Source organism: Xanthomonas hortorum pv. pelargonii (assembly GCF_024499015.1).
GTDB lineage: Bacteria > Pseudomonadota > Gammaproteobacteria > Xanthomonadales > Xanthomonadaceae > Xanthomonas > Xanthomonas hortorum_B.
The window spans coordinates 1,392,994-1,419,342 of the sequence record NZ_CP098604.1; the positions used below are offsets into that span (position 1 = coordinate 1,392,994).

The window sequence follows — 26,349 nt, forward strand, 5'->3', positions numbered from 1 at the left end:
GAGATTCGGGAATCGGGAATCGGGATTGGTTGAAGCACGCACCATGCCGGCCTTTGCAATTACCCATTCCCCATTCATTCGCGATTCCCGCCTACAGCGGATGCCCGATGCGCCAGAGCACTCCGCTGGGGTCGTGCAAGGTGAAATCGCGTGCGCCCCATGGTCGATCTTCCGGCGCACTGCAGGTCACCCCGAACTGCTCGCCCAGCCCGGTGTCGTGGACGTGTTGCCACCAACCATCGGCATCGTCCACCCACAGGTGCAGCATCAGATTCTCGGCCAGCTCGCGCAGATAGAAATCCTGCAGCAAAAACGCGCAATGCGTGCCATGCCGGAAGCAGGTCACGTTGCCCACCTCGTCTTCCTGCACAAAGCCCAGCGCGCGATAGAACCGTTGCGACAACGCGTAGTCGCGCGCAGGCACGAATACCTTCAGTTGCTGGCTGGACAGCGCCATGACCGCACTCCACGCAGGACGTGGACTGAGCATACGCCCCGCAGTGGCGCAGGCGGAGCATGTCCCCTCCGTAAGCAGAGCCCCCTTGGTAGGGGGCGCGCCAGAGGCGCGGGGATCGGAGGAGTACCGTGCCCCAAGCATCCGCGTAGCGGACGCTTGAGGTGCAGCCCGCTTCGCGGGCTGCACCACGGTCAACTCAGCTCAGCTGAGTTGACCGTGGCAGTGCTTGTACTTCTTGCCGCTACCGCACGGGCATGGATCGTTACGGCCCACCTTGGGCTCGTCGCGAGTCACCTGCGACACCGGCACCGGCGCGTTGCCGCCCTGCATCTGTTCCACTTCTTCGTCGGCACCATAGCCGCCGGCGTCCTGGTGCTGGAACTGCGAGGCCATCAGGCGCGCTTGCGCCTGCAAACGCTCCTGCTCTTCGAGCTCGGCCACTTCTTCTTCGCTGCGGATGCGCACGCGCGCCAGCAGGTTGATCACTTCGCGCTTGGCGCTCTCCAGCATCTCGGAGAACAGCTCGAAGGCTTCCTTCTTGTATTCCTGCTTGGGCTGCTTCTGCGCATACCCGCGCAGATAGATGCCCTGGCGCAGGTAATCCATCTTGGCCAGATGCTCCTTCCAGCCCTGGTCGAGCACGGTCAGCATCACGTGCTTCTCCAATGCGCGCATGGTGTCGTTGCCCACTGCCGCTTCCTTCTCGGCAAAGTGCGCATCCACCGCCGCCTGCACCTTGGCCGCAATCTGCTCGGCGTCCAGCTCTTCCTGGGTGCGCGCCATCTCGCTCAGCGCCAGCGGCATGCCCAGCTCCGATTCCAGCGTGGCTTCCAGACCCTTGAGGTCCCACTGCTCGTCGACCGAGTTGGGCGGCACGAAGCGCGCGACCAGATCGTAGATCACATCGCCACGGATGCCGTCGACGTTGTCCTTGACCGATTCGGCATCCAGCAATTCGTCGCGCTGGGCGTAGATCACCTTGCGCTGATCGTTGTTGACGTCGTCGAAGTCCAGCAGGTTCTTGCGGATGTCGAAGTTGTGCGCTTCCACCTTGCGCTGCGCCTTTTCGATCTGCCGGCTGACCAGGCGATCTTCGATGACGTCGTCTTCCTTCATGCCCATCATGCGCATCGCCTTCTGGACCCAGTCCGAGGCGAAGATGCGCATCAGGTTGTCTTCCAGCGACAGATAGAAGCGCGAGGAGCCCGGGTCGCCCTGACGGCCGGCACGGCCGCGCAGCTGGTTGTCGATACGGCGCGACTCGTGCCGCTCGGTACCGATGATGTGCAGCCCGCCGGCCGCCTTGACCGCGTCATGCCGACGCTGCCATTCGGTCTTGGCCTGCAGACGCTGTTCGTCGCTGATGTCCTCGCCCAAGCCGTGCAGCTCGGTTTCCAGCGAACCGCCCAGCACGATATCGGTACCGCGACCGGCCATGTTGGTCGCGATGGTCACCGCACCCGGCTGGCCGGCGTTGGCCACGATGGTGGCTTCGCGCTCGTGCTGCTTGGCGTTGAGCACTTCGTGCTTCACACCTGCGTTGCGCAGATGCTCGGACAGCATCTCCGAGGTTTCGATCGAGGTGGTGCCCACCAGCACCGGCTGGCCGCGCTTGGCGCAGTCTTCGATATCGGCCAGCACCGCATTGAACTTGCCCTTGCGGTTGAGGAACACCTGGTCCGGATGGTCCTTGCGCACGGTCGGGCGGTTGGTCGGGATCACCACCACTTCCAGGCCGTAGATGCTCTGGAATTCGTAGGCTTCGGTGTCGGCCGTACCGGTCATGCCGGACAGCTTCTTGTACATGCGGAACAGGTTCTGGAAAGTGATGCTGGCCAGCGTCTGGTTCTCGCGCTGCACCGGCACGCCTTCCTTCGCCTCGACCGCCTGATGCAGACCATCGGACCAGCGACGCCCGGACAGCGTACGGCCGGTGAATTCGTCGACGATCACCACTTCGCCATCGCGCACGATGTAATCCACATCGCGCTGGTAGATCGCATGCGCACGCAGTGCGGCGTTGAGGTGATGCACCACGCTCAGGTTCTGCGCGGCATACAGGCCGTCTTCGGCATTCTCGAGAATGCCGGCCTGCATCAGCAGTTCTTCGGCGTGGCCCATGCCCGCCTCGGACAGATGCACCTGCTTGCCCTTCTCGTCAATCCAGTAATCGCCCTCGCCTTCTTCGCTTTCCTGCTTGGTCAGCTGCGGCACGATGCGGTTGACGCGGATATACAGCTCCGGCGATTCGTCGGCCGGGCCGGAAATGATCAGCGGGGTGCGCGCTTCGTCGATCAGGATCGAGTCGACTTCGTCGACGATCGCGTAGTGCAGATTGCGCTGGTAACGATCGGCGCGCGACAGCGCCATGTTGTCGCGCAGGTAATCGAAACCGAATTCGTTGTTGGTGCCGTAGGTGATGTCGCTGCCGTAGGCCTCGCGCTTGTCGCTGTGCGGCATGCCCGGATACACCACGCCCACGCTCAGGCCCAGCCAGTTGTACAACTTGCCCATCTGCGCGGCATCGCGGCGCGCCAGGTAGTCGTTGACCGTGACCACGTGCACGCCCTCGCCCTGCAGCGCATTGAGGTACACCGGCAGGGTGGCTACCAGGGTCTTGCCTTCGCCGGTGCGCATCTCGGCGATCTTGCCCAGGTGCAACACCATGCCGCCGATCAGCTGCACATCGTAATGACGCATGCCGAGCACGCGGCGGCTGGCCTCGCGGCAGACCGCAAAGGCTTCGGGAAGGATCTTGTCCAAGGACTCGCCGGCGGCAAGTCGCTGCTTGAACTCCGGAGTCTTGGCTTGCAGCTCGGCGTCGGAGAGCTTCTCGATCGTCGGCTCCAGCGCATTGATCTGGGTGACGAGGCGGGTGAGCTGGCGCAGCTGGCGTTCGTTACGACTGCCAAAGACACGGGTAAGCAGACTGTTGATCATTGAAGAAACCGGTTGAAAAGGAACGGTTTGACCGACGCCGGTCCCCAAGACCCGGCCGCCGTAAACGAAACAGGGCGCACTGCGCCCTGTCGATGGCAACACCCTATTGTAGCTTGGGGCGGGCCTTCACGAATCAAGCGCTGAGCGCGCCTTCGTCAACCGCGCCCGCGGCGTCCCACCGGCGTGTTGGTGTCGCCCAGGAACTTGCGCGGATTGACCACCCGCCCGTCCGCCCACACTTCGAAATGCACGTGTGCGCCGGTGGAACGGCCGCTGGAACCGGCCCTGGCCACCTGCTGGCCGGCGCGCACCAGATCGCCCACCTTCACTACCAGCCGCGAGTTATGCGCGTAGCGGGTCACGTAGCCATTGCCGTGATCCACTTCCACCACGTTGCCATAGCCGCCGCGCACCCCGGCGTAGCTGACCACGCCATCGGCGACCGACATCACCGGGTCGCCCACGTTGGCGTGGAAGTCCACACCCTTGTGGAAGGCCGAACCGCCGTCGAACGGATCGGCGCGGCCGCCAAAGCCCGAGGTGATGTAGGTGTTGCGGATCGGCATCCGCGAGGGCACCGAGTTCTGCTCGAGCTGATGATCGAACATCAGCGAGGCAAGCACGTTCAATTGCTGGCCGGAGGCGGAAAACTGCTGTTCCACTTGCCCTAGCGTCTCCTTGAGCGATTCCACCGGCATGTCGCTGACCGGTTCATCGCCGCCACCGACACCCACCGGCGCATCGAAGTCGAACTCGCCGTCCTTCAACTTGCCCATTTCGGTCAGCCGCTCGCCCAAGGCATTGAGGCGGGTGGCCTGCGCCTGCAACTCGCCCATGCGCGCGGCCAGTGCATTGACCTGCGCCTGCGAAGCGCGCTGCGCCTGGGCCAGCTCGACCTGCTGCTGCGCGACCTTGGCCTGCAGCGCGGAATTGGTCACCATGCCGGTGGCGGTGCTGGCACCGACGCCGATCAACATCCCCAAGCCCAACACCGCGCCGAGGACTACCATCGGTCGATCTGCGGCGAAGCCCTGGAACTGTCGGACCACACGCTGGGTCCGGGTTTGCCGAGATTTGATTACAACTTTCTTCAACGCCATATGAGTGTCATGTCCAAGCCCAAGTCCAACGCACGCAACCCTTCCGCTCCACAACCGGCCATCGAGGCCGCGTTGGGTGAAAAGGCTGGCGACCCCTTGCGTCGCGCCTTGTGGCTCGATGCGCTGGACCGGCAGTTGCGCCCCCTGTTACCGCCTCATCTGGCCACCCGTTGCCGGTTGGCCAATGTCCGAGGCGAACAGCTGGTTTTTCTGGTTGATTCACCTGTCTGGCATGCCAAGTTGCGGCTTGCCGAGACCCAATTGTTGGATGCCGCCCGATCCATCGGACTGAAGGCCACCGCAGTGACCATCAAGACCATCACGACCCCGCTGCATTCCCCAATGCCGCAGAACCGTGAACGTCCACGCCCTGTTTCCGAGGCGACGCACAAAGGACTGCGCGACGCCTTGGCCTCCTTGCAGGACGTTCCACCGACCAAGCGGTGATGTCCGTGCCGCCTTGTCGAAACGGCCGCCGGTGCGTGAAAGAATTGCGAAGACCGCACACGACCCGACGCATCCTAGCGGGCATAGGCCACGTAGGAGTTAGAGAAGTCTTAAATAAACGTTAAGAACGGGCCGGAAATCCGACAGAGTTCACACTTCGAACGCCAACTAAGGCATTCCCTGACATCAGGCGTAGACGGGGCTGGCGTAGGTGACCGGCGGCTGCACGCTGCCTTCTGGGAAGCTGACCCATTCCCAGGCGGCTTGATCGGCCAGCAGCGCACGCACCAGCTTGTTGTTGAGCGCGTGGCCGGATTTGAAGCCTTCGTAGGCGCCCAGGATGGCGCCGCCGGCAAGATACAGATCGCCGATGGCGTCCAGGATCTTGTGCCGCACGAATTCGTTGGTGTACCGCAGGCCGTCCTCGTTGAGCACGCGGAACTCGTCCAGCACGATGGCGTTGTCCATCGAACCGCCCAGGCCCAGATTGCGCTCGCGCATGTACTCAAGGTCGCGCATGAAGCCGAAGGTGCGGGCGCGCGAGATTTCCTTGACGTAAGCCGAGGTGGAGAACTCGATTTCCTGGCGCGACTGCTTGGCCGGAATCATCGGGTGATTGAATTCGATGGTGAAACCGAGCTTGTAGCCCTCGTATGGCTCGAAGCGCGCGACCTTGTCGCCCTCGCGTACTTCCACCGTGTGCTTGATGCGGATGAAGCGCTTGGCCTTGTTCTGCTCGACGATGCCAGCCGACTGCAGCAGGAACACGAACGGGCCGGACGAGCCATCCATGATCGGCAACTCGGCCGAAGACAGTTCGACGATGACGTTGTCCACACCCAGGCCGGCCAATGCCGACATCAGATGCTCCACGGTCTGGATCTTGGCGCCATTGCAGGTCAAGCCGGTGCACAGCGTGGTCTCGGTGACCAGCTCGGCATCGGCGGGGACTTCGACGACAGGTTCCAGGTCCACACGCCGGAACACCACGCCATGATCGACAGGAGCCGGTCGTAGCGTCATATACACCTTGTCGCCGCTATGCAGGCCGACGCCGGTGGCACGAATGGTGTTTTTGAGAGTGCGTTGCTGGGTCATATGCGAAGTCTGGATGAACAATGCAGACAGGCGCTGAACCGGCTGTCCAATCGTTGAGATTATCCGAATTTTAACAAGTCACGCGTGACGGCAACTGTAATCGACCGGTCACGCCACTGCAAAAGCTGCCGGATCAACGCGTCGATCCGGCAGAAAGAGGACATGGCATTGCAACCCCGAAGCGAACCTCGGGGCATTGCGAGCGGCGCCACCAAGGTGGCATCGCAGTGAAGCGTCAGTCTGCCTGGCGGCGCAGGAACGCCGGGATGTCCAGGTAGTCGTTGGGCAGGTCTGCCGCCGGCGCAGAGGAACCGCCGCCGTTGGTGTTGCTGCTGCCGACCGAGTCGCTGCTGGGACGACGCAGGCCCAGGCCCATGCTGCCGCCAACGGCCTTGGATACCGCATCGCCACCGCTGGTTTCGAAATCGCCGAATTCCGGCTGGCCGGTGGTGGCGTTGCGCACCAGCTTGATCGGCGCGCGCTGGTCCGGACGCTGGGTCTGACGTGCAACCGCACGGTTCAGGCCAGTGGCCACCACGGTGACGCGCACTTCGTCCTGCATGTCCGGGTCGAGCACGGTACCGACGACCACGGTGGCATCTTCCGAAGCGAACGCTTCGATGGTGCGGCCGATCTCGTCGAACTCGGCCATGGTGAAGTCCGGGCCGGCGGTGATGTTGACCAGGATGCCGTTGGCACCGGCCAGGTTCACATCGTCCAGCAGCGGGTTCTGGATGGCGGCTTCGGCAGCGGCCTGCGCGCGATCGTCGCCGCGTGCCGACCCGGTGCCCATCATGGCCAGGCCCATTTCCGACATCACGGTGCGCACGTCAGCGAAGTCGACGTTGATCAGACCCGGACGCACGATCAGATCGGCGATGCCCTGCACGGCGCCCTGTAGCACGTCGTTGGCAGCGCGGAACGCCTGAATCATGGTCGCGTTGCGGCCGAGCACGGTGATCAGCTTTTCATTGGGGATGGTGATCAGCGAATCGCAATGCTGGCTCAGTTCCTCGATGCCCTTCAGCGCAACCTGCATGCGGCGGCGGCCTTCGAACGGGAACGGCTTGGTGACCACGGCCACGGTCAGGATGCCCATTTCCTTGGCCAGCTGCGCCACCACCGGCGCTGCACCGGTGCCGGTGCCACCGCCCATGCCGGCGGTGATGAACACCATGTCCGCACCCTGCAGCGCGTCCATGATGCGCTCGCGATCTTCCAGCGCGGCCTGACGGCCGACTTCCGGATTGGCGCCTGCGCCCAGGCCCTTGGTGACATTGGTGCCGAGCTGCAGCTGCAACTTGGCGCCGCAGTTCTTGATGGCCTGCGAGTCGGTGTTGGCGGTGATGAATTCCACGCCATCGACGTTGGTGTTGACCATGTGTGCAACCGCGTTACCGCCGCCGCCGCCCACGCCAACGACCTTGATTACCGCGTTGGGAGCCATCTTTTCGATCAGTTCAAAATGTGCCATGTCAGTGTCCTCTTTAGATGCCGTGAATGGGGAATCGGGAATGGGGAATCGGATTGCTCCGTTCGCCAGCCCAACACCCGCATGTCGGCGAATGTTGTTGTTTGAATACCGGGAATGGGGAGTCGGAAATGGGGAATCGCAACCGCGAATCACCTTCACGCCAACCACTGCCTCCTCGGCGGAACCACAAAAAAACTATGCCCTGCCCGCTCTCACCGCTCTCTACTCAAACCTGCCGCAACCGCTTTGCCTTTGCCTCAACCGATTCCCGAATCCTGATTCCCGATTCGTCAGAATTCGCCGCGATACCAGTTCTTCAATTTCTTGAACAAACTCCCGGCACGTCCGGTCGGGATCGACGGACGACGCGGGTGTTCGATCTGGCTGCCCATCAGCAACAGGCCCACGCCGGAGGCGTGCACCGGGTTGCCGACGACTTCGCCCAGGCCGGTGACGTGCTGGGGAATGCCCACGCGCACCGGCATCTGCAGCATTTCCTCGGCCAGTTCGACCACGCCTTCCATCTTCGACGCGCCACCGGTGAGCACCATGCCGGCGCGCACCATCTCCTCGAAACCGGAGCGGCGCAATTCGGCCTGCACCATTTCGAAAATTTCTTCGTAACGGCCCTGTACTGCCTGCGCGAGCGCATGCCGTGGCATGCGACGCGGCGGGCGATCGCCGACCGATGGCACCTGGATGCTTTCTTCGGCGGTAGCCAGTTGCGCCAGTGCGCAGGCATAGCGCACCTTGATCTGCTCGGCCTCCGGCGTGGGCGTGCGCAGCATGTGCGCGATGTCGTTGGTGACGTGGTCGCCGGCGATCGGTAGCGATGCGGTGTGGCAGATCGCGCCCTGCACGTAGACGGCCAGGTCGGTGGTGCCGGCACCGATATCCACCAGCACCACGCCCAGTTCGCGCTCGTCGGCAGTCAATACCGCCACCGACGATGCGAGCGAGGACAGCACCAGATCGTCGACCTGCAAGCCGCACTTCTGCACGCACTTGGTGATGTTGGCCGCGGCCGACTGCGCGCACACCACCAGATGCGCATGCACCTCCAGGCGCACGCCGGTCATGCCGACCGGATTGCGGATACCTTCCTGCGAATCGTCCAGCACGTATTCGCGCGGGATCGCATGCAGGATGCGTTGGTCTGCAGGAATGGCCACGGCTTTGGCCGCATCGAGCACGCGCTCCAGATCGCTCCAGGTCACTTCGCCGTCGCGGATCGGCACGATGCCGGGCGAGTTCTTGCACTGCACGTGGTTGCCGGAAATCGATGCGTACACCGAGCGGATTTCGCAGCCGGCCATCAGCTCGGCTTCTTCCACTGCACGCTGGATCGACTGCACGGTGGATTCGATATCCACCACCACGCCGCGCTTGAGGCCGCGCGATTCATGCGAACCGATGCCGATCACTTCGATCGGATTGCCGGGCGAGTACTCGCCGACCAGCGCGACGACCTTGGAGGTGCCGATGTCCAGTCCAACGATGAGGGATTTGTCGCCTTTGCGGTTCATGTCTTAAAGCCGGGAATAGCGAATGGGGAATGGGGAATGGTCAACAGCGGTGTACGGAGGCGTAGAGAATTCAGGACCAGCGTGTGCGGCGCAGCAGGCGACACCGGCTTGTGGTTTTTATCCATTCCCGATTCCCCACTCTCCATTCGCCGTTCGACCGTAAAGCCATTGGTGTAGCGCAGGTCGGCGCGGGCGATCGGGCGTTGCGGGTCGGCCAGCTGCGGCAATACGCGGGCGAAGCGCTGCAGGCGTGCGCGCGCATCGTCGCGGCCGATCACGATCTGTACGCCGTTGCTCAGACCCAGCGACCAGCTGCCACGTGCGTCCATTTCCAGACGCTCCACATCCAGTCCGGTCGGGGCGAACAGCGCGCGCGATTCGTTGTACAGCGCCACCACGTCCTGCGTCTTGCTGTCCGGGCCACCGAGTTGCGGCAGCTTGAAGTCCTTCAACAACGGCGGGGTGCGGAACAGCCTGCCCTGCTCGGACAACATGCGGTCGGTGCCCCAGCGCGCGAACGGCTTGTGCTCGGTGACGCGCACTTCCAGCACGTCCGGCCAACGCTTGCGCACCTGTGCACTTTCCACCCACGGCAACCGTGCGATGGCGTCCTGCGCGTTCTGCAATTTCACTGCGAAAAAACCCGAGCGCGCATACGGCAGCACCACCGCACGCAGCTCTTCGGCAGGCACCCGCTTGAAGTCGCCGGAGACCCGCAACCGCGCCAACGGCCAACGCTCGGCGCCGACCCAGCCATTGAGCACGGCCACCACAGGCAACGCGACCAGCGTCACCGCGATCAACCAGGCCAGGATGCGCAGGGTGGCGTTCATGCGCGCGCTCCGCGCGCAGGAATGGGGAATCGAGAATAGGGAATCGTCAACAGCGGCGCACTGCCGGCTGTCGCTTTTGCGATTCCCGAATGCCGAATCCCCAATCCCGTCTTCATAGCGTCTGCTCCAGCACGCGCCAGACCAGTTCTTCGAAATCGATACCGAGCTGACGCGCGGCCTTGGGCACCAGCGAGTGGCTGGTCATGCCCGGAGCGGTGTTCACTTCAAGCAGATACAGCTGGCCGCTGGCGCGGTCGCGCATCACGTCCACGCGGCCCCAGCCGCGGGCGCCGGCGGCGCGGAAAGCGTCGAGTGCGAGCTGGCGGAGTTGCGTTTCGGCATCGCCTTCCAGGCCCGGGCACAGGTACTGGGTGTCGTCGGCCACGTACTTGGCGTTGTAGTCGTACCACTGGCCCTTGGGCACGATGCGGATCGACGGCAGCGCAACTTCGCCGAGCACGGCCACGGTGAGTTCGTCGCCTTCGATCAGCTGCTCCATCAGCAGCGCGCCGTCGTATCGCGCCGCCAGCACCACGGCTTCTTCGAGCTGGGCCTGGTCGAACACGCGGCTGATGCCGACGCTGGAGCCTTCGTTGGCTGGCTTGACGATGACCGGCAGGCCGATCTGCTGTGCGGCGGCATGAATTTGATCGGCGCTGGCGCCGGCCGCCAGACGCGCATAGCGCGGTGTGGACAGGCCCAGCGACAGCCACACCTGCTTGGTGCGGATCTTGTCCATGCTCAGCGCCGAGCCAAGCACGTTGGAGCCGGTGTACGGCACCTTGAACGCTTCCATCAGGCCTTGCACGATGCCGTCTTCGCCGCCTCCGTTATGGCCGTGCAGCACGTTGAAGACGCGGTCGAAGCGCTGCTCGACCAGTGCCTGCGCCAATGCCGGAATGCCATCGACCGGCTGTGCATCGACACCGCGCGCGCGCAGTGCATCGAGCACGTTGTTGCCGGAGTTCAACGACACTTCGCGCTCGGACGAGGTGCCGCCGAGCAGCACGGCAACGCGACCGAACGCGGCCGGATCGGTGCCGCGCACGTTGGCGACCGTCGCGCTCATGCAGCCGCTCCGGTGAAGCCGTTATTGATGATGTGCTGGGCCACGTAACCGATATCGCCGGCACCCATCATCAGCAACAGATCGCCGTCCTGCAGCACGTCCGGCAACACTTCGGCCAGGCCCGAAATCTGGCCGACCACCACTGGCTCGCTGCGGCCGCGCGCACGGATGGCACGCGCCAACGCACGCGAATCGGCGCCGGGAATCGGCGCTTCGCCGGCCGGGTAGACCTCGCTCAACACCAGCGCATCGACGGTACTCAACACCGCGGCAAAGGCATCGAACTGATCGCGGGTACGGCTGTAACGATGCGGCTGGAATGCGACCACCAGACGCTTGTCCGGCCAGCCACCGCGGGCTGCGGCGAACACCGCTTCCAGCTCGCGCGGATGGTGGCCGTAATCGTCGACCACGCGCACGCGTGCACCGGTGCTGGTGGTGACTTCGCCCAGATCGTTGAAGCGACGGCCGATGCCAGCGAAGTTTTCCAGCGCACGCGCAATGGTTTCCGGCGCCACGCCCAATTGCCAACCGATCGCCGCTGCTGCCAGTGCATTGAGCACGTTGTGACGGCCCGGCAGTGCGAGCGTCACCGGTGTGGTGGTGCCCTCGGGCAGGCGCAGCGTGAAGCGCATGCGCGGGCCGTCCTGCACCACATCTTCGGCGCGCACGTCGGCGTTTTCGCTCATGCCGTAGCTCATCACGTGGCGCGGCGTCTTGCTGGCCAGTGCAGCCACTTCCGGGTCGTCGATGCACAGCAGGGCCAGACCGTAGAACGGCAGGCGCTGCAGGAATTCTGCGAATGCCGCCTGGATGCGCGAGAAATCGTTGCCGTAGTTTTCCAGGTGATCCGAATCGATATTGGTGATCACCGCCATCAACGGATTCAAACGCAGGAAGCTGCCATCGCTCTCGTCGGCTTCGGCAACCAGCCACTGGCCGCCTCCGAGTTTTGCGTTGGCACCGGCGGCCAGCAACTGCCCGCCGATGACGAAGGTCGGGTCCAGCCCGCCTTCGCTCAGCACGGCCGCCGCCAGGCTGGTGGTGGTGGTCTTGCCATGCGTGCCGGCCACTGCGATGCCGCGGCGGAAACGCATCAACTCGGCCAGCATCGCTGCACGCGGCATGATCGGAATGCGCTGGCTGCGCGCTTCCATCAGCTCGGGGTTGTCTTCGCGGATCGCGCTGGACACCACCACGCAATCGGTGCCGAGCACATTGGCCGCCGAATGGCCGCGCATCACGCGCGCACCCAGCTTGGTCAGCCGACGCGTCGCCGCGTTATCGGAGTTGTCAGAACCGGAGACTTCATAGCCCAGCGTCAGCATCACCTCGGCGATACCGCTCATGCCGGTGCCGCCGATACCGACGAAATGCACGCGCGGAAATGCACGCACCAGATCGCCGCTGTCTTGCAGACGGCGGATCACGCGGCACCTCCTGCGGAGGTGCAAATCGGGAATCGGAAATCGGAAATCGTGTGGAGCGGAGCGCCAGCGGCGACGGATACTTGGTCGGTGCGCTTGTCTGCGTGCATCAATTTGTGTTCCTGCAAGTGTTCTGAGCTCTGCCCATTCCCCATTCCCGACTCACCATTCCCGGCCTCTTGAAGAATGATGTCGGCGATGCGTTCGGCGGCGTCGGGTTTGGCCAGGGTGCGGGCGGCTTGCGCCATCGACAGGCGGCGCGCGGGGTCGGCGAGCAAGGTCTGCAAGACCTGCTGCAGACGCACTGCCAGGGTGTCGTCCTGCTTGAGCAGCACGGCGGCATCGGCGCCGACCAGGTATTCGGCATTGCGGGTCTGGTGATCGTCGACGGCGGCGGCGAAGGGCACCAGCACGCTGCCGATACCGGCGGCGCACAGTTCGGCCAGCGTGGAGGCACCGGCACGGCACACGACCAGATCGGCCCAGGCGTAGGCAGCCGCCATGTCGGCGATAAAGGGTTCGACACTGGCGTTGACGCCGGCCTGCGCGTATGAGGCTTCGGCTTCGGCGCGCAGCTTTTCGCCGCACTGATGACGCACCTCGACATCCGGGTGACCGAGTGCCGCCAGTGCCGCCGGCACGGCTTGATTCAATGCGCGTGCACCCTGGCTGCCGCCGAGGACCAGCATGCGTACCGGGCCACCACGACCGACCAGGCGCAGAGCCGGCACGGGGAGCGCGGCGATTTCCGCACGCACCGGATTGCCCACCGCTTCTTCGCCAGCGAAGCTGCCCGGAAAACCGGTCAACACGCGACGCGCGAAACGCGACAACACCTTGTTGGTCATGCCGGGCGCGCGATTTTGTTCGTGCACCAGCAACGGCACGCCGAGCAGACGTGCAGCCAGGCCGCCCGGGCCGGCCGCAAATCCGCCGAAGCTGATCACCGCACGCGGCTGGCGCTTGCGCAGTACGAAGCCGGCGGCGCGCACCGCGCGCATCACCCGTACCGGCGCGCCGAGAAGTTTCACGATGCCTTTGCCGCGCAGCCCGGTGATGGCCAGCGTGTCGAGCTGGATATCGTGCTGCGGCACCAGGCGGGTTTCCATCGCGCCATCGGCGCCGAGCCAGGTCACCGGCACGCCACGCGCGCGCAGCACCTTGGCCACGGCCAGGCCCGGGAAGATATGCCCACCGGTGCCGCCAGCAAGGATCATGACCGGACGAACCACAGCAGACTGCGCGGGCGCTTGTGCGGGATTGGCGTGCTTATTACTCACGCGATTCTCCCGAACGTCGGTTCCACACGCGGCTGCATGCGGCTGGTGCCGCGCAGAATGGCCGATGCCGGCGCCACCGATGCTGCAGCGACCGGTGCGGGTGCGGGCGCAGCGGCAGCCACGGTATCGCGCTGCGGTTTGCGCGCTGGCGCATACGCCGGCGGCACTGAGTCGACCACCGGCTCGGCCGGCTCCGCCGACGGCGCGCCCGCACCCTGCGGCGACAACTTGCTGCGCAGGCGCTCGGCGCGATCCATTTCGTAGGACACGCGCAACAACAAGCCCATCGCCACGCAGGTCATCAGCACCGACGAACCGCCGGAGGAAATCAGCGGCAGGGTCAGGCCCTTGGTCGGCAGGATGCCCAGATTCACGCCCACCGAAACGAAGCTCTGCAGGCTGATCCACAGACCGATGCCGAAGGCGATGTAGCCGGAGAAGTGGCGCTTCATTTCCACGCAGCGCATTCCCAGCCAGAACGCGCGGCCGACCAGTAGCGCGTACAGCGAGATCACCCCGCACACGCCGACAAACCCGAGCTCTTCGGCAATCACCGAAAAGATGAAATCGGTATGCGCTTCGGGCAGGTAGTTGAGCTTTTGCACCGAGGCGCCCAGACCAACGCCGGTCCACTGGCCGCGGCCGACCGCCATCAAGGCGTTCGACAACTGGTAGCCGGAGCCGAGCTGGTCAGCCCAAGGATCCAGGAACGAGGTGATACGGCGCAGGCGGTACGGCTCCAGGATCGCGATGAAGGCGAACACCGGCAGGCCGAACACGATCGGCATCGACATGCGCGGCAGGTTCACCCCGCCCAGCACCAGCATGCCGGCGGTGATCGCCAGCAACAGCGTGGACGAGCCGAAGTCCGGCTGCATCAGCAGCAGGCCGACCAGTGCGATCGCAACGCCCAGCGGCTTGAGCATCGCCGGCCAGGTCGCGTTGACCTCATCGCGAAAGCGCACCAGGTAGCTGGACAGCCACACGATGTAGAGCACCTTGACCGCTTCCACGGTCTGGAATTTCGACACGCCCAGATTGATCCAGCGTTTGGCGCCATTGACGCTGCTGCCCAGGCCGGGCACGAACACCACCATCAGCAGGCCGAAACAGGCCAGCAGCAGCACCTGGTTGTACTGCTCGATGGTCTTGAGCTCGGTCCGCATTGCCCAGAACGCCAGGCCAACGCCGATGCCCAGAAACAGCAGATGGCGGGTGAGGTAATAGAACGGGTTGTCGGACAGTTCGATCGAGCTGGACGCCACCATCACCACGCCCAGCGAGGCGAGCGTGGCCGCGGCACCGAGCAGCCACGGGTCGTAGCGGCCGCCGATGGCCTCGAGTCGAGTGGCTTGACGCGCGTTATCGTTCATCAGCGCACCTTCAACGTGGCAAGACCGATCAGCACCAGCACCACCGAGATGATCCAGAAGCGCACGATCACGCGCGGTTCCGGCCAGCCCTTGAGTTCGAAATGATGATGGATCGGCGCCATGCGGAACACGCGCTTGCCGGTCAGCTTGAAGCTGGCCACCTGGATGATCACCGACAGCGTTTCGATCACGAACACGCCGCCCATGATCACCAACACCAGTTCCTGACGCACGATCACCGCGATGGTGCCGAGCACCGCGCCCAGCGACAGCGCGCCGATATCGCCCATGAACACCATGGCCGGATAGGTGTTGAACCACAGAAACCCTAACCCTGCCCCCGCAATCGCCGAGCAGATGATGATCAGCTCGCCGGCCCCGGGAATCAGCGGGATTTTCAGGTATTCGGCAAACACCACGTTGCCCGAGGCATACGCGAACACACCCAGCGCGCAGGCCACCAGCACGGTCGGCATGATCGCCAGACCATCCAGACCGTCGGTGAGGTTCACCGCATTGGAGAAGCCGACGATCCAGAAGTAGGCAATGACCACAAAGCTCACGCCGGCCAACGGCAGCGCCACCGCCTTGAACATCGGAATGTAGAAGGTGATCGCGGCCGGCACATCGGCGGTGTAGTACAGGAACAAACCGGCAGCCAGGCCAAAGATCGACTGCAGCAGATACTTCCAGCGCGACTTCAGGCCGTTGGGATCGCGACGCACGATCTTGATCCAGTCGTCGTACCAGCCGATCGCGCCAAAACAGAGCATCACTGCCAGCACCAACCACACATAGCGGTTGCGCAGGTCGCCCCACAACAGCACCGACAAGGTCACCGTCAGCAGGATCAGCGAGCCGCCCATGGTGGGCGTACCGGCCTTGGAAAAATGCGTCTGCGGGCCGTCCTGACGGATTGGCTGGCCACCCTTGAACTGGCCCAGCTTGCGGATCACCGCCGGGCCCATCCACAACGACAGGAACAACGCGGTCAGCGCCGCCAGAATGCCGCGGAAGGTCAGATAGTTGAACAGCCCGAACAGGCTCTCCAGTTGCTGTAGCCAACGGGCCAACTCAAGCAGCATGGGAGGCGTCCTCCGCCGGTGCGAGCAACGCGGCGACGATGCGGTCCATCGCACTGCCACGCGAGCCTTTCACCAACAACGTGGGCGGGACCTGCGCCGTGGTGGCGGCAGTCTGCGCCGCCGCACCGGTGTGTTCGTGCATCGAAGAAGATTCCTGCGTTTGAGTCGGCGAAACGGCGACCTGCGCCAGATCCGCCTGCAACGCCGCGACCAGCGCGGCATGAGTGGCGAACACGCGGCCGCCATCGCCGAACGCCTGCGCGGCGGCGGCACTGAGCTCGCCCAACGCGTAAAGACGCTGCAGCTTGGCCGCGCGTGCGCGACGCCCGGCAGCGGCATGCAGCGCCTTGCCTTCCGGGCCGAGTTCGCGCATGTCGCCGAGGACCAGCCAACCCGCGCCCGGCGCGGCAGCCAGCGTATCGATGGCCGCATCCAGCGAACCGGGATTGGCGTTGTAACTGTCATCGATCAGCACCGCGCCGCTGGGCAGCGTGTGTGCGATCTGACGACCGGCCACCGGGCGCGCCTGCGCCAGACCGGCGGCGATGATCGGCAATGCGATACCCGCGCCCAACGCCAGCCCGGCCGCAGCCAGCGCGTTGAGCACGTTGTGCCGGCCCGGCAACGGCAGCGCGATCTGCCCCTCGCCTTGCGGCGTCACCAGCGTGAACCGCGCACCACCTTCCTGCAGCCGTAGCCCACGTGCAGTGATGTCGGCGCTGGCCTGCAAGCCATAACGCAACACGCGGCGACCGTGCACCGGCTGCGCATGCAATTGCTGCTCGAACCAGGCGCCGAAGGCATCGTCGGCATTGATCACCGCCACGCCATCGGCCGGCAATGCCGCGTAGATGGCGCCCTTGGTGCGCGCGACGCCGAGCAGGCTGCCCAGGCGTTCCAGATGGGCGGGTGCGATGTTGTTGACCAGGGCCACATGCGGCTGCGCGATGTCGGTGAGATAGGCGATATCGCCCGGCTTGCCGGCGCCCATTTCGTAGATCGCAAAGTCCGCATCGTCCGGCGCGGCGATCACCGCCAGCGGCAGGCCGATCTCGTTATTGCGGTTGCCCGGATTGGCGTAGACGGTGGTGCCATCGACACGCCCAGCCTCTTCCAGGATCGACAGCAGCAAGGCCTTGACGCTGGTCTTGCCGTTGGAGCCGGTCAACGCGATCACGCGCGTGGCGCGGTCGCGCTGCATGCCGGCGGCGATACGCGCCAGCGCGAGTTCGGTGTTTTCCACCAGCACCTGCGGCACGCTCAGCGTCGGCAGCAAGCGCTCCACCAGCAACCCGCTGGCACCATGCGCCATCGCGTCTGCGGCAAAGTCGTGTCCATCGAAACGCTCGCCGCGCAGCGCCACATACAGGCTGCCGTTGGCGAGCGTGCGGGTGTCGTTGCCGACCGCGTCGATCATGGCGTCGTCGCCGTGCAACTCGCCGCCGGCCCAGTGGGCGATCAACGACAACGGAGTGAGCTTCATGCGCGCACTCCCAGCACGGTGCGCGGCAGCAAGGCCTGCGCCGCCACGATGGCGTCGTCGAAGGCATGCCGCACGCCGGCGACTTCCTGATACGGCTCGTGGCCCTTGCCGGCGATCAGCACGATGTCGGAGGCACCGGCCATGCTGATGGCCTGATGGATTGCCGCGGCGCGGTCGCGCTGCACGATCGCCGCATCCGGGCGCGCAAAGCCGCGCAGGATGTCGGCCACGATTGCATCGCCATCTTCGCCACGCGGGTTGTCGTCGGTGACGATCGCTACATCCGCATTGACCTCGGCAATCGCCGCCATCTGCGTACGCTTGCCGGTATCGCGCTCGCCACCGCAGCCGAACACGCAGATCAGCCGGTCCTGCGCATGCGAACGCAGGCTGGCCAATGCCTGTTCCAGCGCGTCGGGCGTGTGTGCATAGTCCACCACCACCAGCGGGGCGCCATGCGCGCCGCCGAGACGATTCATGCGGCCGTGGATCGGCTGCAGCTGACCAAGCACTTCGGCGATCTGTGCCGGCGCGATCTCCAACGCATACAACGCGCCGGCGACCGCGAGCAGGTTATCGACGTTGAAGCGGCCCAGCAGCGGCGAGTGCACCGGATGCACTTCGCCATGGATGTTGAGCGCGAAATTGATGCCGTTGTGGTCCAGCTGCAGCGCCTGCCCACGCACCACTGCCTGGGCTTGCGCGCGCGAACTCACGCCGATCGCGCGCAGCGCGGGGTCAAGCGCGGCCAGCAGCGTGCGGCCGAAGTCATCGTCCAGATTCACCACAGCTGCTTTCAATCCAGCGCGCGTGAACAGCCTGGCCTTGGCCGCGCCGTACTGCGCCATGTCGCCGTGGTAATCGAGATGGTCGCGGGTGAGATTGGTGAACACCGCCACGTCGAAGTGCACTGCGTCGACGCGGCCCTGGTCGAGCGCGTGCGAACTCACTTCCATCGCCACGGCCTGCGCGCCTTCATCGCGTAATTGCGCCAGCAACGCGTGCGTAGGCAACACCAGCGGCGTGGTGAAACCGGTCGGCACGGCATTGCCATACAGGCCAACACCCAAGGTGCCGAGGGTGCCGGTGGGCATGCCAAGCAACGTCAACGCCTGCGCCAGCAACTGCACGGTGGAGGTCTTGCCGTTGGTGCCGGTGACGCCGACCATGCGCAGCGCCTGCGAGGGCTGGCCATGAAACTGATCGGCCATCGCGCCCAGACGCGCGCGCAAACCAGGCACGGCGATCGCATCGGCCGGTGCCGGCAATTCGGCAGGCGCTGGCGGCTCGAACAACACCGCCGCCGCGCCATTGGCACGCGCCTGTTCGACGAAGCCCAGGCCATGCGCACCGAAACCGGCGATCGCCACGAAGGCATCGCCCGCACGCACCGCACGGCTGTCCATCACCAGACCCGAGACCTGCACGTCGTGGGCGATCGGCACGTCTGGCAACAGCTGCGACAGCGGCATGGAGCGGCTCACTGGCGGCTCTCCTGCAGCGGTGCGGGCTGGGCCGGCGCGGGTAGCGCGGCAGGTGCAAGTGCGGTTGGAATACCGGCAGACACTTCATCCACCGGATCCGGCATCAATGCCGGGTCCAGCTCGGGCGGCTGCGGCTTGGCGATCGGCTGCCCGGTCTTGCCGGCGGCCTGTGCGGCCAGCCACGACTGGATGTCGTCCGGCGGCACGTCCATCAGGCGCAGCGCGCCTTCCATCACCTTGTGGAACACCGGCGCCGACACCAGGCCGCCGTAATACACCTTGCCCTGCGGATCATTGATCACGATGACCGTTGCAAAGCGCGGGCGCGTGGCCGGCACCAGGCCGGCGAACAGCGCGTTGTAATGCCCGCGCTCGTAGCCGTTGGCGCCGTTCTTGCGCGCGGTACCGGTCTTGCCGGCCACGTGATAACCCAGGATGGCCGCGCCCTTGGCGCCGCCCTGGGTGACCACGGTTTCCATCATGTGGATGACCTGGCGCGCCACTTCCGGCGTGACTACCTGGCGGGTTTCGTTGTGCTGGCCGCGTACGAAGGTCGGCGGGGTCAGCTTGCCGCCGTTGCCAAGCGTGGCGTACGCCTGCGCGATCTGCAGCGGCGTCACCGACAGGCCATAGCCGTACGACATCGTGGTCTTGGACGGGCCGCTCCAGCGCGCCGGCTGCAGCACCACGCCCGAGGATTCGCCGGGAAAACCGCTATGCGGCGCGCTGCCGTAACCAAAATTGCGGATCGACTGATAGAACGTCTGATCCGGCACCTTGGCGGCAATCTTGGCCGCACCGATATTCGAGCTGCGCGTGATCACCCCGGTGACGTTGAGCACGCCGTTGTTGCGTGGCACATCGCGGATGGTGAAGCGCCCCACGGCCATGTAGCCGGGGTTGGTGTCGATGATGGTGTCCTTGGTCACCACGCCGGCAGTCAATGCGGTGGCCACGGTGAGCGGCTTCATCGTCGAACCCGGCTCGACCAGATCGGTGACCGCGCGGTTGCGGCGCGCCGACGGATTGATGCCGGTGACCGAATTGGGGTTGTAGGTGGGCAGGTTGACCATCGCCAGCACTTCGCCGGTGGCCACGTCCATCACCACCATCGAACCGCCGGCAGCATTGTTCTCAACCAACGCGTTGCGCAGCTCCTTGTAGGCCAGGAACTGGATGCGGCGGTCGATGCTCAGCGTCAGGTCCTTGCCCGGCTGCGCCGGACGCACCAGATCCACGCTCTCCACGATCGCGCCGCGCGCATCGCGCACCACTTTCTTGGAGCCCGGCTTGCCGCGCAGCCATTCGTCGAAGGCCAGCTCCAGGCCTTCCTGGCCGCGGTCGTCGATATTGGTGAAGCCCAGCACATGGGCCATCGCTTCGCCTTGCGGATAGAAGCGACGGAACTCGCGCTGCGAGAACACACCGGGAATCTTCAGCTCGACGATGGCATGCGCCTTGTCCGGATTGATCCGGCGCTGCAGGTACATGAATTCCTTGCCGGCCTTCTGCGCCAGCTTGGCGTTCAACTCGTCCAGCGGTTGGCCGAGTGCCTTGGCCAACTCGGGAATGCGGTCCGGATTACGCAGCAGTTCCTGCGGATTGACCCAGATCGATTCCACCGGCGTGGACACCGCCAGCGGCTCGCCGTTGCGGTCGGTGATCATGCCGCGCGAGGTGGCGATCGGCAGCTCGCGCAGGTAACGCGCCTCGCCCTGGCGCTGATAGAAATCGCGATTGACCAGCTGCACGAACGCCGCGCGGCCGATCAGCGTCACCGAGCACAGGCCCAGCGCGATGCCGACCAGCGTCAGGCGGCCACGCAGATTGAAGTTGCTGCGCGCGCGGTTGCGGCCGGCTTTCATGGCGCACCTCCGTGTGCGCCACCCTGCGGGCGGCTACGCCGTGCAAAACGGCTGTCCTGCCGTTTTGTCATGGGCGTACCTGTGTGTGCACCACCCTGCGGGCGGCTGCGCCGTGCAAAACGGCTGTCCTGCCGTTCTGTCATGGGCGTACCGTGTGCACCACCCTGCGGGCGGCTGCGCCGTGCAAAACGGCTGTCCTGCCGTTCTGTCATGGGCGCACCACCACGATGTCGTTGGTCTCCGGGAACTTCATCCCGATGCGCGCACGCGCGACCTGATCGACCCGATTGCTTTCCGCCCAGGTGGCCTGCTCCAGCTGCAGCCGGCCGAATTCGATATTCAATTCATCACGCGTGTGTTCGAGCTTGGACAACTGCACGAACAGCTTGCGATGCATGTGGCGCATGTACACCACACCGATCGCCGAGGCGATGCTGCAGGCGAGCAGCACGATGAGCAGCAGGCGGCTCATGCGACGTCTCCGTTGTGAGACGCCAGGAATCGGGATTCGGGATTCGGGAATCGGGAAGCAGCGGCGCTGTTGCCTTTGCCCATTCCCGACTCCCCATTCTCCATTCCCAGCTTCTCAGCCACCCGCAACACCGCACTACGCGCGCGCGGGTTGACGCTCAACTCGTCGAAGTCGGCTTTGACTGCGCCGCTGATCAACTGCAGCGTCGGCACGAACGGCTGCGCTTCGGGCAGGCGGCGGTTGCTGGGCGGGGCCTTGGCGTAGCGGGCCATGAATTGTTTGACGATGCGGTCTTCCAGCGAGTGGAAGCTGATCACCGCCAGGCGCCCGCCCGGCTTGAGCGCACTCAGGGCGGCATCCAGGCCGGCTTCCAGATCGTCCAGCTCGCGGTTGATGTAGATACGGATCGCCTGAAAACTGCGTGTGGCCGGATGGGTCTTGCTGTCGCCACGCGGCATCACCGAGGCAATCAGGTCGGCCAGCTGCGCGGTGCGCAGCAGCGGCTGTTCGGCGCGGCGTGCCACGATGGCGCGTGCAATGCGGCGGCTCTGGCGTTCTTCGCCATAGGTCCACAGCACATCGGCAATCTCGCGGTCACTGGCCTGCGCCAGCCACTCGGCCGCGCTCTGGCCGGCGTCCGGGTCCATGCGCATGTCCAGCGGGCCGTCCTTGCCGAAACTGAAACCACGCCCGGCCACGTCCAGCTGCGGCGAGGACACGCCCAGATCCAGCAGGATGCCGTCGACGGTTGCCGCAGCCACCACCTGGCCGAGCCCGGCGAAGCTGCCGCGATGGATGGACACGCGCGCATCGCCACCGAACGCTTGTTCGGCCACCGCGATCGCGTCGGGGTCCTTGTCCATCACCAGCAGTCGACCTCCCGGGCCAAGGTGTTGCAGCACGCCACGGGCGTGTCCGCCACGTCCGAACGTGCCATCGAGATAGGTTCCGTTTTCGATCACCTGCAGGCCATCCAGAACCTGCGTGTACAGCACCGGCACATGGGCTGCCGGCGGCTGCGACACCGGGTGACCGGGCTGCGCTTCACCGCGCATCCGGGCACCCCGGCTCACAACCTGAGATCGAGCAATTCATCGCCCAGATCCCCGTCAGACAATGTCTGCTGGATCAGTGCGCGATGTGCCTGCTCGCTCCAGAGTTCGAATTTGTCGCCCATGCCCAGCAGCACGGCCTTTTTCTCGATGCCGACCGCATTGCGGTGGCTGGCCGGGATACTCAGACGGCCATTGGCGTCCAGCTCCAGCACGGCCGAAGAACCCACCAGTTTCTGCTGCAGCGTGCGAACCACGCGCTGGGTATTGGGCTTGGACATCACATCGTCACGCACCCGCTCCCACTCCTTTTCCGCATACAGCCACAGACATCCGGCTTCGAACGGGTTGTAGGTGAGTACCAGGCGGTTGCCGCTCGCACGCGTGACGAGGTCGCGGTACGCGGTTGGCACCGCCATACGCCCCTTGTCGTCCACCGTGATGGCAGTCTCGCCCTGAAACACCGAATGCAACCTCGAATACCCGCTGGGGGATCATTGAACCACGAAAAACCACAAAACACCTGGTTTTCCCTCCGTTGCCCACCTTAGCAGTGCGCCGAAGGTTGTCAACAACTTTGGAGGCCGCAAATCGCCAGTTGCATCAATGAGTTGCAGCACTCTTTAGAGACTTGTTCAAAGGTTATCCACAAGTTGCTGTTTCGTCTCAGATTTTGAGATTGAACAAAAGTTCAGGGGTGTGAAGGCCATGTAAACTCGACCGTGGTCTCACTTCACATTGAGCCTGCTACACATCGCAACTGCGCAAACCGGCGACAATCGGCGGCATGTGCCTGGTCGCTCTCGCCTGGAAAGCCCACCCCCGCTGGCGTTTGCTGCTGGCGGGCAACCGCGATGAATTCCACGAGCGCCCAACCGCGCCGCTGGCACGTTGGGCAGCGCCGGCCGACGGCGTGCTGGCGGGCCGCGACCTACGCTCGGGCGGCAGTTGGGTAGGGCTGGGCAACCACGGTCGCGTCGCGGTGGTGACCAACGTGCGCGACCCGCTCGCCACCGCGTCCGGGCGCTCGCGCGGTCATCTGATTGCCGATTACCTGGCCGGCAGCCTGGATGCCGCCGCCTACGCCAGCGATCTGGCAGCGGCCGCGCACGAGTTCCCGCCCTTCAACTTATTGCTGTGCGATGCCGAGCGTTGCGAGCACCTCAGCAACCACCCGCCACTGGCCCGCACGCTGGCGCCCGGCATCCATGGCATGTCCAACGGCCCGCTGGACGCGCAGTGGCCGAAGACCGGCGCACTGACTAATGCGTTGCACCACTGGTGCGCCACCGACAGCGACGACCTGCAACCCTTGTGGACCGCCCTGGGCAACCCTGCCATCGCACCCGACGCCGCGCTTCCCCACACCGGGGTGGACTTGGCAACCGAACGCCTGCTCTCGGCCGCCTTCATCACCGGCGCCAGCTACGGCACGCGTGCCAGCACCATCGTGGCGGTGGACCAGCAAGGCCGCGGCTTCATCCACGAACGCCGCTTTGGACCAAATGGGATCTTCCAGGGCGAAACACGGCTGGACATCGCCAGCACGCATTGACAACCCGGGGTCATGCGCATAGCGTGCGCATAACCCCCGGGAGGCCGCTCATGAGCCGTTATTACGATAGCTCCGCGCAAAAGAAGCCACTGAACCTGACCATCAATTCCGACCTGGCCTCTCAGGCCCGCGCCATGACCGGCAATCTGTCGGCAAAGGTCGAGGAACTGCTGGCCGACTACGTCACCAAAGAGCGCGAAGGCCACAGCGCCAGAGCGATGGAACTACAGCGCTCTGCGAGCGAATGGAAAGCCTTCACTGAGGCGCACGGCTCCTTCGCCGACGAGTTCTCCACGCTATGACCGACCAGTTCGCTGTCTACGCAAACGTCGGCCAGAACAAGAACATTCCTTATGTCGTCGTCGTCCAGTCGAAGATCTTCGACGCCTCCCCCGCCGCGTCGTGGTACCCCTGGTCCGAAAGTCCACCCATTCCCCGACCCCATCCCGCTTCACCCCGGAACTCACCGTCGCCGGCCAACGCGTCATCCTCCAACCCCTGGAAATGACCTCGGTGCCCTTGGCAGTGCTCAACAAGCCCGCCGGCACGTTGAAGGACCAGGGCCAACGCATCATCGACGCCCTGGACGAGTTATTCACCCGCTCATTCGGCTAGGTATCAGATCGACACAACAGCTCTAGCGACGCAGCTCAAGCCCCAGGTCCAGCACCCCAATGGGGCGCACTAGAACGGACGGCACAGTACAAGTCGCTAGAGACGCGCCATGAGCACCTCAAGAAACCTTGTGCAATCAATACAGCGAAGTTGGCTACAGCCAGTGAACGACTGACGAAGCCAAGTAGTCCTTCGATCTTCAAAGCGGCTGCGAGCGCGTAGCGCAAGCACCTCGACCAACCACCTACCTGCAAGCCCCCTTGAGTCAAGGGGGCGCGGCGATAGCCGCGGGGTTCTGGCGTGCCCGGAGCGGGACCCGCGTTTTGTACCGCCTTTGGCGGTACGAAGCGTGGGCGCATTTTTGGGCCTACGCCCAAAAAGGCGGCGGAGCCGGCCGATAAGCCGGGTTCTGTCGTGGACAGTCATTCGTCTAGGCGCTACGTCACCGCAGCGCTCAAGCAACCTACCCGGATCCAGCGCGGGCCACGCCAATGGATCCCTATTTGGTCTTGCTCCAGGTGGGGTTTGCCGTGCCGGTCCGTTACCGGACTCGCGGTGCGCTCTTACCGCACCATTTCACCCTTACCGGCTCCCCGAAAGGAACGTAGGCGGTATCTTTCTGTTGCACTTTCCGTCGGCTTGCGCCGCCCAGGCGTTACCTGGCACCTTGCCCTATGGAGCCCGGACTTTCCTCGGCACTCTTGCGAGTGACGCGACTGTCTGGCCGACTCCGCCGGGGCGCACTATACGCTATCGCCACCTTGCAGAACGGCGCAGCGATGCCAGCCCCGCCATTACCGGTAGGAGCGCACCCGGGCGCGAGAGGCCTTACCGAGAAAAATCCCAGTGCACGTAAACGTGCTCCTGCAACAGCAAACCTACCCGCCATACAACGCCTTGCGCGGCGCACCGGTCAGCTCGGCGGCCAGCTTGGCGGCGGTGGACGGCGGCAGGTGCTCGGCAAGCTTGGCGTAGACGCGGCGGCCTTCGGCCAGTTGGCCTTCGGCGGCGTCGGCGGCGCCCTGCACCATCACCACGAACTCGCCCTTGCGCTGGTTGTCGTCGGCTTCGACCTTGGCCTGCAACTCGGCCAGGGTGCCGTCGAGCACGGTTTCGAACAGCTTGGTCAGCTCGCGGGCGATCACCGCCGGGCGCTCGTCGCCGAAGGCGCCGCGCAGGTCGGCCAGCGACTCGACGATGCGGTGCGAGGATTCGTAGAACACCAAGGTGCGGGTCTCGCCGGCCAGGTGCGCCAGGCGTTCGCGGCGGGCAGCGCTTTTGGCGGGCAGAAATCCTTCGAAACTGAAGCGGTCGCTGGGCAGGCCGGCCACGCTGAGCGCAGCGATGGCGGCGCAGGCGCCAGGCACCGGGCTGACCCGAATCCCGGCCGCGCGCGCGGCACGCACCAGCTTGAAGCCGGGGTCGCTGACCAGCGGGGTGCCGGCGTCGCTGACGATGGCCAGCGACTCGCCTTCGCGCAGGCGCGCGACGATGCGCTCGGACATGGCTTCTTCGTTGTGGTCGTGCAGGGCCAGCAGTGGACGGTCGATGCCGAAATGGCCGAGCAACTGGCGGGTGTGGCGGGTGTCTTCGGCGCAGATCGCGGCCACGCCACGCAGCACCTCCTGCGCACGCGGCGATAGGTCGGCCAGGTTGCCGATCGGCGTGGCGACCACATGCAGGGTTCCGGGGGACGTCATCAGCGGTATTTCCG

The 26,349-nt window shown here is 64.9% G+C and carries 22 protein-coding genes, 1 other RNA gene and 1 pseudogene; 4 read left to right on the forward strand and 20 right to left on the reverse strand.

Translation table 11 applies throughout. The features are described from left to right. Positions 1–91: 91 nt before the first annotated feature. From NDY25_RS06250 to NDY25_RS06260, 3 genes are all read right to left on the reverse strand, one after another. Positions 92–457: a VOC family protein gene (locus NDY25_RS06250; RefSeq protein ID WP_233366302.1), complete on the reverse strand. Its 366-nt coding sequence runs from the start codon at positions 455–457 to the stop codon at positions 92–94. 201 nt (positions 458–658) lie between these two features. Beyond that, positions 659–3,397, reverse strand: coding sequence for a preprotein translocase subunit SecA (secA, locus tag NDY25_RS06255; RefSeq protein ID WP_168957076.1), 2,739 nt, complete (start codon positions 3,395–3,397; stop codon positions 659–661). Positions 3,398–3,552: 155 nt separating this feature from the next. Beyond that, complete coding sequence (locus NDY25_RS06260) at positions 3,553–4,497, reverse strand: M23 family metallopeptidase (protein ID WP_006448958.1); 945 nt, start codon at positions 4,495–4,497, stop codon at positions 3,553–3,555. Here NDY25_RS06260 and NDY25_RS06265 point away from each other — a divergent pair, their 5' ends adjacent. Continuing rightward, positions 4,498–4,944: a DciA family protein gene (locus tag NDY25_RS06265; RefSeq protein ID WP_006448957.1), complete on the forward strand. Its 447-nt coding sequence runs from the start codon at positions 4,498–4,500 to the stop codon at positions 4,942–4,944. Between the two features lie 186 nt (positions 4,945–5,130). Here the strand turns inward: NDY25_RS06265 and lpxC are convergent, their stop codons facing one another. The 15 genes from lpxC to mraZ all read right to left on the reverse strand — a co-directional run bounded on the left by lpxC (position 5,131) and on the right by mraZ (position 22,938). After that, positions 5,131–6,042 carry a UDP-3-O-acyl-N-acetylglucosamine deacetylase gene (gene lpxC / locus NDY25_RS06270; RefSeq protein WP_006448956.1) on the reverse strand — a complete coding sequence of 304 codons (912 nt, stop codon included), beginning with the start codon at positions 6,040–6,042 and terminating at the stop codon, positions 5,131–5,133. 235 nt (positions 6,043–6,277) lie between these two features. Beyond that, the gene (gene ftsZ, locus NDY25_RS06275; protein ID WP_104550786.1) at positions 6,278–7,516 is read right to left on the reverse strand and encodes a cell division protein FtsZ; all 1,239 of its coding nucleotides are present in this window, start codon (positions 7,514–7,516) and stop codon (positions 6,278–6,280) included. A gap of 290 nt (positions 7,517–7,806) precedes the next feature. Beyond that, the gene (gene ftsA, locus NDY25_RS06280; protein WP_003485272.1) at positions 7,807–9,042 is read right to left on the reverse strand and encodes a cell division protein FtsA; all 1,236 of its coding nucleotides are present in this window, start codon (positions 9,040–9,042) and stop codon (positions 7,807–7,809) included. Further along, positions 9,039–9,875 (reverse strand): cell division protein FtsQ/DivIB, encoded by an 837-nt coding sequence (locus NDY25_RS06285; RefSeq protein WP_256627839.1) that lies wholly within the window; start codon positions 9,873–9,875, stop codon positions 9,039–9,041. The genes ftsA and NDY25_RS06285 overlap by 4 nt, the downstream gene beginning before the upstream one ends. Positions 9,876–9,987: 112 nt before the next feature. Beyond that, entirely contained in the window at positions 9,988–10,944 is a 957-nt protein-coding gene (locus NDY25_RS06290) for a D-alanine--D-alanine ligase (protein WP_168957078.1), read from the reverse strand. After that, positions 10,941–12,374 (reverse strand): UDP-N-acetylmuramate--L-alanine ligase, encoded by a 1,434-nt coding sequence (murC, locus tag NDY25_RS06295; RefSeq protein WP_168957079.1) that lies wholly within the window; start codon positions 12,372–12,374, stop codon positions 10,941–10,943. The genes NDY25_RS06290 and murC overlap by 4 nt, the downstream gene beginning before the upstream one ends. Continuing rightward, the gene (murG, locus tag NDY25_RS06300) at positions 12,371–13,588 is read right to left on the reverse strand and encodes an undecaprenyldiphospho-muramoylpentapeptide beta-N-acetylglucosaminyltransferase (RefSeq protein ID WP_168957289.1); all 1,218 of its coding nucleotides are present in this window, start codon (positions 13,586–13,588) and stop codon (positions 12,371–12,373) included. The genes murC and murG overlap by 4 nt, the downstream gene beginning before the upstream one ends. Positions 13,589–13,647: 59 nt before the next feature. Continuing rightward, positions 13,648–15,024: a putative lipid II flippase FtsW gene (ftsW, locus tag NDY25_RS06305; protein WP_168957080.1), complete on the reverse strand. Its 1,377-nt coding sequence runs from the start codon at positions 15,022–15,024 to the stop codon at positions 13,648–13,650. Further along, positions 15,024–16,109: a phospho-N-acetylmuramoyl-pentapeptide-transferase gene (gene mraY / locus NDY25_RS06310; RefSeq protein ID WP_023902725.1), complete on the reverse strand. Its 1,086-nt coding sequence runs from the start codon at positions 16,107–16,109 to the stop codon at positions 15,024–15,026. Before mraY ends, ftsW begins: the two co-directional genes overlap by 1 nt. Further along, the gene (locus NDY25_RS06315; RefSeq protein WP_168957081.1) at positions 16,099–17,592 is read right to left on the reverse strand and encodes a UDP-N-acetylmuramoyl-tripeptide--D-alanyl-D-alanine ligase; all 1,494 of its coding nucleotides are present in this window, start codon (positions 17,590–17,592) and stop codon (positions 16,099–16,101) included. The genes mraY and NDY25_RS06315 overlap by 11 nt, the downstream gene beginning before the upstream one ends. After that, entirely contained in the window at positions 17,589–19,064 is a 1,476-nt protein-coding gene (locus NDY25_RS06320; RefSeq protein WP_180336505.1) for a UDP-N-acetylmuramoyl-L-alanyl-D-glutamate--2,6-diaminopimelate ligase, read from the reverse strand. The genes NDY25_RS06315 and NDY25_RS06320 overlap by 4 nt, the downstream gene beginning before the upstream one ends. An 8-nt stretch (positions 19,065–19,072) precedes the next feature. Beyond that, entirely contained in the window at positions 19,073–20,941 is a 1,869-nt protein-coding gene (locus NDY25_RS06325; RefSeq protein WP_168957083.1) for a peptidoglycan D,D-transpeptidase FtsI family protein, read from the reverse strand. A gap of 208 nt (positions 20,942–21,149) precedes the next feature. Next, entirely contained in the window at positions 21,150–21,413 is a 264-nt protein-coding gene (gene ftsL / locus NDY25_RS06330) for a cell division protein FtsL (protein ID WP_005991913.1), read from the reverse strand. Then, positions 21,410–22,468 carry a 16S rRNA (cytosine(1402)-N(4))-methyltransferase RsmH gene (gene rsmH, locus NDY25_RS06335; RefSeq protein ID WP_168957290.1) on the reverse strand — a complete coding sequence of 353 codons (1,059 nt, stop codon included), beginning with the start codon at positions 22,466–22,468 and terminating at the stop codon, positions 21,410–21,412. The genes ftsL and rsmH overlap by 4 nt, the downstream gene beginning before the upstream one ends. A 14-nt stretch (positions 22,469–22,482) precedes the next feature. Continuing rightward, positions 22,483–22,938: a division/cell wall cluster transcriptional repressor MraZ gene (mraZ, locus tag NDY25_RS06340; RefSeq protein WP_116906581.1), complete on the reverse strand. Its 456-nt coding sequence runs from the start codon at positions 22,936–22,938 to the stop codon at positions 22,483–22,485. A 314-nt stretch (positions 22,939–23,252) separates the two neighbouring features. Between mraZ and NDY25_RS06345 the strand changes: the two genes are divergently transcribed. The 3 genes and pseudogenes from NDY25_RS06345 to NDY25_RS06355 all read left to right on the forward strand — a co-directional run bounded on the left by NDY25_RS06345 (position 23,253) and on the right by NDY25_RS06355 (position 24,635). Beyond that, positions 23,253–24,020: an NRDE family protein gene (locus NDY25_RS06345; protein ID WP_168957084.1), complete on the forward strand. Its 768-nt coding sequence runs from the start codon at positions 23,253–23,255 to the stop codon at positions 24,018–24,020. A 50-nt stretch (positions 24,021–24,070) separates the two neighbouring features. After that, a complete protein-coding gene (locus tag NDY25_RS06350; protein WP_168957085.1) occupies positions 24,071–24,322 on the forward strand; it encodes a type II toxin-antitoxin system CcdA family antitoxin in 252 nt (83 codons plus the stop codon). Continuing rightward, positions 24,319–24,635: pseudogene (locus tag NDY25_RS06355) on the forward strand (CcdB family protein). Before NDY25_RS06350 ends, NDY25_RS06355 begins: the two are co-directional and overlap by 4 nt. A 382-nt stretch (positions 24,636–25,017) precedes the next feature. On the opposite strand, the gene rnpB reads toward NDY25_RS06355, so the two are convergent. Beyond that, positions 25,018–25,367, reverse strand: an RNA gene (gene rnpB / locus NDY25_RS06360) — RNase P RNA component class A. 146 nt (positions 25,368–25,513) lie between these two features. Then, on the reverse strand, positions 25,514–26,335 hold the full coding sequence (gene rsmI, locus NDY25_RS06365) for a 16S rRNA (cytidine(1402)-2'-O)-methyltransferase (RefSeq protein WP_168957087.1): 822 nt from the start codon (positions 26,333–26,335) through the stop codon (positions 25,514–25,516). Between the last annotated feature and the right edge of the window lie 14 nt (positions 26,336–26,349).

What these genes read in the sequence shown, in the direction of transcription:
- NDY25_RS06250 (WP_233366302.1), bottom strand. Translation starts at nt 457, where the DNA reads ATGGCGCTGTCCAGCCAGCAACTGAAGGTATTCGTGCCTGCGCGCGAC.
- secA (WP_168957076.1), bottom strand. Translation starts at nt 3,397, where the DNA reads ATGATCAACAGTCTGCTTACCCGTGTCTTTGGCAGTCGTAACGAACGC.
- NDY25_RS06260 (WP_006448958.1), bottom strand. Translation starts at nt 4,497, where the DNA reads ATGGCGTTGAAGAAAGTTGTAATCAAATCTCGGCAAACCCGGACCCAG.
- NDY25_RS06265 (WP_006448957.1), top strand. Translation starts at nt 4,498, where the DNA reads ATGAGTGTCATGTCCAAGCCCAAGTCCAACGCACGCAACCCTTCCGCT.
- lpxC (WP_006448956.1), bottom strand. Translation starts at nt 6,042, where the DNA reads ATGACCCAGCAACGCACTCTCAAAAACACCATTCGTGCCACCGGCGTC.
- ftsZ (WP_104550786.1), bottom strand. Translation starts at nt 7,516, where the DNA reads ATGGCACATTTTGAACTGATCGAAAAGATGGCTCCCAACGCGGTAATC.
- ftsA (WP_003485272.1), bottom strand. Translation starts at nt 9,042, where the DNA reads ATGAACCGCAAAGGCGACAAATCCCTCATCGTTGGACTGGACATCGGC.
- NDY25_RS06285 (WP_256627839.1), bottom strand. Translation starts at nt 9,875, where the DNA reads ATGAACGCCACCCTGCGCATCCTGGCCTGGTTGATCGCGGTGACGCTG.
- NDY25_RS06290 (WP_168957078.1), bottom strand. Translation starts at nt 10,944, where the DNA reads ATGAGCGCGACGGTCGCCAACGTGCGCGGCACCGATCCGGCCGCGTTC.
- murG (WP_168957289.1), bottom strand. Translation starts at nt 13,588, where the DNA reads ATGATCCTTGCTGGCGGCACCGGTGGGCATATCTTCCCGGGCCTGGCC.
- ftsW (WP_168957080.1), bottom strand. Translation starts at nt 15,024, where the DNA reads ATGAACGATAACGCGCGTCAAGCCACTCGACTCGAGGCCATCGGCGGC.
- mraY (WP_023902725.1), bottom strand. Translation starts at nt 16,109, where the DNA reads ATGCTGCTTGAGTTGGCCCGTTGGCTACAGCAACTGGAGAGCCTGTTC.
- NDY25_RS06315 (WP_168957081.1), bottom strand. Translation starts at nt 17,592, where the DNA reads ATGAAGCTCACTCCGTTGTCGTTGATCGCCCACTGGGCCGGCGGCGAG.
- NDY25_RS06320 (WP_180336505.1), bottom strand. Translation starts at nt 19,064, where the DNA reads ATGCCGCTGTCGCAGCTGTTGCCAGACGTGCCGATCGCCCACGACGTG.
- NDY25_RS06325 (WP_168957083.1), bottom strand. Translation starts at nt 20,941, where the DNA reads ATGAAAGCCGGCCGCAACCGCGCGCGCAGCAACTTCAATCTGCGTGGC.
- ftsL (WP_005991913.1), bottom strand. Translation starts at nt 21,413, where the DNA reads ATGAGCCGCCTGCTGCTCATCGTGCTGCTCGCCTGCAGCATCGCCTCG.
- rsmH (WP_168957290.1), bottom strand. Translation starts at nt 22,468, where the DNA reads ATGCGCGGTGAAGCGCAGCCCGGTCACCCGGTGTCGCAGCCGCCGGCA.
- NDY25_RS06345 (WP_168957084.1), top strand. Translation starts at nt 23,253, where the DNA reads ATGTGCCTGGTCGCTCTCGCCTGGAAAGCCCACCCCCGCTGGCGTTTG.
- NDY25_RS06350 (WP_168957085.1), top strand. Translation starts at nt 24,071, where the DNA reads ATGAGCCGTTATTACGATAGCTCCGCGCAAAAGAAGCCACTGAACCTG.
- rsmI (WP_168957087.1), bottom strand. Translation starts at nt 26,335, where the DNA reads ATGACGTCCCCCGGAACCCTGCATGTGGTCGCCACGCCGATCGGCAAC.